Source organism: Teichococcus aerofrigidensis, from assembly GCF_054073225.1.
Window position 1 is genome coordinate 1 of the sequence record NZ_JBSXMU010000181.1, and the last position, 4208, is coordinate 4208.

The 4208-nt window shown below is 71.8% G+C and carries 6 protein-coding genes; 4 read left to right on the forward strand and 2 right to left on the reverse strand.

Annotated features, from left to right (window positions below):
- The 4 genes from ACVMLK_RS19905 to ACVMLK_RS19920 all read left to right on the forward strand — a co-directional run.
- Window positions 1–249 (forward strand): hypothetical protein (locus tag ACVMLK_RS19905; protein WP_457487401.1); only part of this gene is annotated, 249 nt, incomplete at its 5' end.
- A 13-nt stretch (window positions 250–262) separates the two neighbouring features.
- Entirely contained in the window at window positions 263–571 is a 309-nt protein-coding gene (locus tag ACVMLK_RS19910; protein ID WP_198365993.1) for an RNA-binding S4 domain-containing protein, read from the forward strand.
- 170 nt (window positions 572–741) lie between these two features.
- Window positions 742–1074, forward strand: a complete 333-nt coding sequence (fdxA, locus tag ACVMLK_RS19915; protein WP_457487402.1) for a ferredoxin FdxA — start codon at window positions 742–744, stop codon at window positions 1072–1074.
- Window positions 1075–1380: 306 nt separating this feature from the next.
- A complete protein-coding gene (locus ACVMLK_RS19920; protein ID WP_422921717.1) occupies window positions 1381–1959 on the forward strand; it encodes a CarD family transcriptional regulator in 579 nt (192 codons plus the stop codon).
- Between the two features lie 84 nt (window positions 1960–2043).
- Here ACVMLK_RS19920 and ACVMLK_RS19925 read toward each other — a convergent pair whose 3' ends face one another.
- Window positions 2044–2829 carry a Bax inhibitor-1/YccA family protein gene (locus ACVMLK_RS19925; RefSeq protein WP_198365990.1) on the reverse strand — a complete coding sequence of 262 codons (786 nt, stop codon included), beginning with the start codon at window positions 2827–2829 and terminating at the stop codon, window positions 2044–2046.
- Between the two features lie 143 nt (window positions 2830–2972).
- Window positions 2973–4208, reverse strand: a 1236-nt coding sequence (locus tag ACVMLK_RS19930) for an ABC transporter permease (RefSeq protein WP_457487403.1), incomplete at its 5' end; no start/stop codon positions are given.

Sequence of the window (4208 nt, forward strand, 5' to 3'; positions counted from 1 at the left end):
CCGCGGGGCGAGGCCCGCGCCGAGCGCGGCCCGCGCCACGACCAGCGCCCGCCGCGCCGCGACGGCCCGCCTCGTTTCCAGGGCAAGGGCGGCCCCAGGGATGAACGGCGCGACGAGCGGCGCGATCGCCGCCCGCGCGACGACCGCCAGGAAGGACGCTCCTACAGCTTCGCCCCCGCCCGGGAGAAGGGCCCCGACCCCGACAGCCCTTTCGCCGTGCTGGCCCGGCTGAAGCTCGGCAAGGACTGACGGCGGCGGCGCCGTGGCGGAGACCGAGGACCGGGACTGGCAGCGGCTCGACAAATGGCTCTGGTGCGCGCGGGTGGCCAAGACCCGCGCGGACTGCTCCCGCCTGGTGGAGCGCGGCGCGGTCCGCCTCAACCGCCAGCCGGTGGAGAAGGCGCACGCCCGGCTGCGGCCCGGTGACATCCTGACCCTGGCGCTGGGCGGCCCGCAGCACGGCACCGTGCGGGTCTGGCGCATCCTGGCCCTGGCCGCGCGGCGCGGCCCGGCGCCCGAGGCCCGGGGCCTCTACGAGGATCTCGACGCGGCGGGCGGCGGCGGGACCTGACCAGGCCGCAGCCCTGCCCTCCGCGGGCGGGGCCAGAAAGACGGTTGCCTCCGGCCCGCCGGCAGTCCATTTCTCCGCCGCACGCGGCCGGCCCGGGCGACCGGGCCGCAGACACGGGCCGCAGACATAGATCAGGTGCGCCCGGTGCGTGGCGCAGAGGGATTCCGACCGTGACCTACGTCGTCACCGAGAACTGCATCCGCTGCAAGTACATGGACTGCGTCGAGGTCTGTCCGGTGGACTGCTTCTACGTGGGCGAGAACTTCCTCGTCATCCATCCGGACGAATGCATCGATTGCGGTGTCTGCGAGCCGGAATGCCCCGCCGAGGCCATCGTGCCCGACAGCGACGACCGCGCCGCCGACTGGGCCGAGATCAACCGCGACTATGCCCAGCAATGGCCCAACATCACCCGCAAGGGCAACGCGCCGGCCGATGCCGAGGAATGGAACGGCAAGCCGGACAAGAAGGCCCTGCTGAGCCCCAACCCCGGCCAGCCCTGACGCGGCGCGCCACGGCCCCAACCGGCGCGCGGGGGCCTGGCGTGACGGAAGCGGTTTTTTTTGCTATGGTTCCCGCGGGTCCGGTTGCCGGTACGGCCGTGCCGCCCCAACCTTTCAGGTTGCGTAGGATTGAGGCAGGCCATGGGGAGGGCGCCCGTGGCCATGCCCGTCTCCGTACCACCGGTTCGCAGGAGTAGGAAGCGGATGAAGTCACCCGCCGGCGCGAAAACCTCTACCCCCTCATCCCAGCCGGCCGCGGCCGAGACCAGAACCGCTTCCCCCGCGCGGCCGGGCGCCCGGCGGGGCATGGCCGAGGGCCAGGCCCCCTCCCCCAGCGAAGGCGTCGCCGCCGGCCCCGTCCGTCCCGCCCCGCCGCCCAAGCCCCTCGGCAATCCCGGCAGCGACTTCCGGGAGGGCGACCACGTCGTCTATCCGACCCATGGCGTCGGCCAGGTGCAGGGCATCGAGACCATGGCGGTGGCCGGGCAGGAACTCAAGGTGATCATCGTCACCTTCGAGGAGAACCGGATGACGCTGCGGGTGCCGCTGAACAAGGCGGCCTCCTCGGGCCTTCGCAAGCTCGCCGCCGGCGGCGCCATGGACGAGGCGCTGGACACGCTGAAGGGCCGCGCCCGCATCAAGCGCACCATGTGGTCCCGCCGTGCCCAGGAATACGAGCAGAAGATCAACAGCGGCGACCCGGTGCAGATCGCCGAGGTGGTGCGTGACCTGCACCGCAATGCCGGCCAGCCCGACCAGTCCTTCTCCGAGCGGCAGATCTACGAGCTGGCGATGGACCGGCTGGCGGCCGAGGTGGCGGCGCTGGACGGCACCGACAAGTCGGCGGCGATGACCAAGCTGCTGGAGCATCTGAAGCAGGGCTGAGGGCGGGCATGAGACAGCCGGCATGAAAAAAGCCCCGGAGGCCGAAGCCTCCGGGGCCGTTCCCGTTCGCGCCGGGCGGGACGGTCAGTCCTGCTGGCGGACGCCCATGAACTGCAGCAGCAGCTGGAACAGGTTGATGAAGTTCAGGTAGAGGCCCAGCGCGTCGAAGACGCTGCGCTTGGCCGCCATCTCGGACCCCTCGGCATAGGCGTACTCGATGTAGTCCGCCTTGATGCGCTGGGTGTCCCAGGCGGTGAGGCCGACGAAGACCACCACGCCCACAACGCTGATGACGAAGGCGATGGCCGGGCTGCCGATGAACATGTTCACCAGGCCGGCGATGATGATGCCGATCAGGCCCATCATCATGAAGGAGCCGAGCTTCGTCAGATCCGCCTTCGTCGTGTAGCCGTAGAGGCTGACCGCGGCGAACATGCCGGCGGTGACGAAGAAGGTGCTGGCGATCGAGGCGCCGACGTAGATGGCGAAGATGTTCGACATGCTCGCGCCCATGGTGGCGCAGAACAGCCAGAACAGCCCCTGCACCGTGCTCTTGCTCATCCGGTTGACGCCGAAGGAGAGCACCAGCACGAAGGCCAGCGGCGCGAACATGGCGGCGAGGCCGAGGATGGTCGGCTGCGTCGCCGCGCCGCGCGCCGTCATCACGCGGGTGTAGAACAGGTCGGCCGCGCCGGTGTTGGCGATGACATAGGCGACGATCGCCGTCAGCAGCAGGCCGGACGCCATCCAGTTGTAGACGCGCAGCATATAGGCGCGCAGGCCGGCGTCGATAGCGGCCGCGTCGGTCGTCGCCGCGCGGCCCCAGCCGGTCGCGCCCGTCGTGTAACGATAGTCGGGACCAGAGGCCATAGGGTTCGAAACTCCTCACAGCGCGGAGAATCCGCGGGTGTCGCGATCATATATGGAAGATTCGTAATCTCGATCAACGGTTATCGCGGCGGCCCTCCATCCGCCAGGAAAATTTCATTGCCCCCCGCCGCGCCGGCCGCCGCCTATTCGTTGCGCAGCAGCGGCGCGGGGCGGGTGCGGAGCGCCAGCGCCGTTCCCGCATAGCCCAGCAGCAGGGTCAGGGCCGTGCAGCCGAGGATGGTCGCGGCCAGGGTGCCGGGCAGGAAGATCCAGTCCGTCCGCATGACGAAGCGCGCCACGGCCCAGCTCGCCGCCGTGCCGCAGAGCGCCGCCAGCAGGCCGGCGGTCAGGCCGAGCAGGCCGAACTCCACCATCCAGGCGCGGCGGATCTGCGCCCGCGTCGCGCCCACCACCTTCAGCACCACGGCATCGCGGATGCGCCGCCGCTGCCCGGCGGCCATGGCGCCGGCCAGCACCAGCCCGCCGGCCGCCAGCGTCACCGCGGCGACGGCGGAGATCGCCGCGCCGAGCCGCTCCAGCAGCCCCGCCACGGCCTCCAGCGCGTCCCGCACGCGGATGCCGGAGACATTGGGGAAGGCGTCGGTCACCACCCGCAGCAGCCGGGCATCCTGCGCCGGATCGCCGCGCACGGTGGCGATATGCGTGTGCGGCGCGCTGGAGAGCAGGCCTGGCGAGGCGATCAGCACGAAGTTCAGCCCCAGCCCCTGCCATTCGATCTGCCGCAGGCTGGCGACCCGGAGGGAGACGTCGCGGCCGAGCACGTTCACCGTCACCGTGTCGCCGAGGCCGACCCCCCAGCCCTCGGCCAGCCGGGCATCGAGGGAGAGCAGCGGCGGCCCCTGGTAATCGGCCGGCCACCATTCCCCGGCGACGAGGCGCGTGCCCTCCGGCGGCGTCGCCGCGTAGGTCAGGCCGCGATCGCCGCGCAGCGCCCAGGCGGTGTCCTCGCTGGCCTGGATGCGCTCCACCGGCACGCCCTTGATGGCGCTGATGCGGGCGCGCAGCGAGGGCACGCGCCGCACCTCCGCGACGCCGGGCTGCGCCCGGGCCAGTTCGTCGAAGCGCTGCGCCTGATCGGACTGGATGTCGATGAAGTAGAAGTTCGGCGCCGCCTGCGGCAGTTGACCGCCGATCTGCCGGCGCAGATTGCCCTCGATCATGGCGATGGCCGAGAGGGTGGTCAGCCCGATGCCGAGCGCCACCAGCAGGAGCGGCGTCGGCGCGCCGGGCCGGTGCAGATTGGCCAGGCCCAGCCGCAGCGCGGGCCGCCGCGCGCCGCGCAGCCGCCGCGCCAGCCCCATCAGCCCGGCGGCGCCGAGGCGGAACAGCAGCAGCGTGCCCAGCGCCGCGCCGCAGAA

Excerpts from the sequence above, each read along its gene's own strand:
- ACVMLK_RS19925 (WP_198365990.1), bottom strand. The coding sequence starts at position 2,829 with ATGGCCTCTGGTCCCGACTATCGTTACACGACGGGCGCGACCGGCTGG.
- ACVMLK_RS19920 (WP_422921717.1), top strand. The coding sequence starts at position 1,381 with ATGGCCGAGGGCCAGGCCCCCTCCCCCAGCGAAGGCGTCGCCGCCGGC.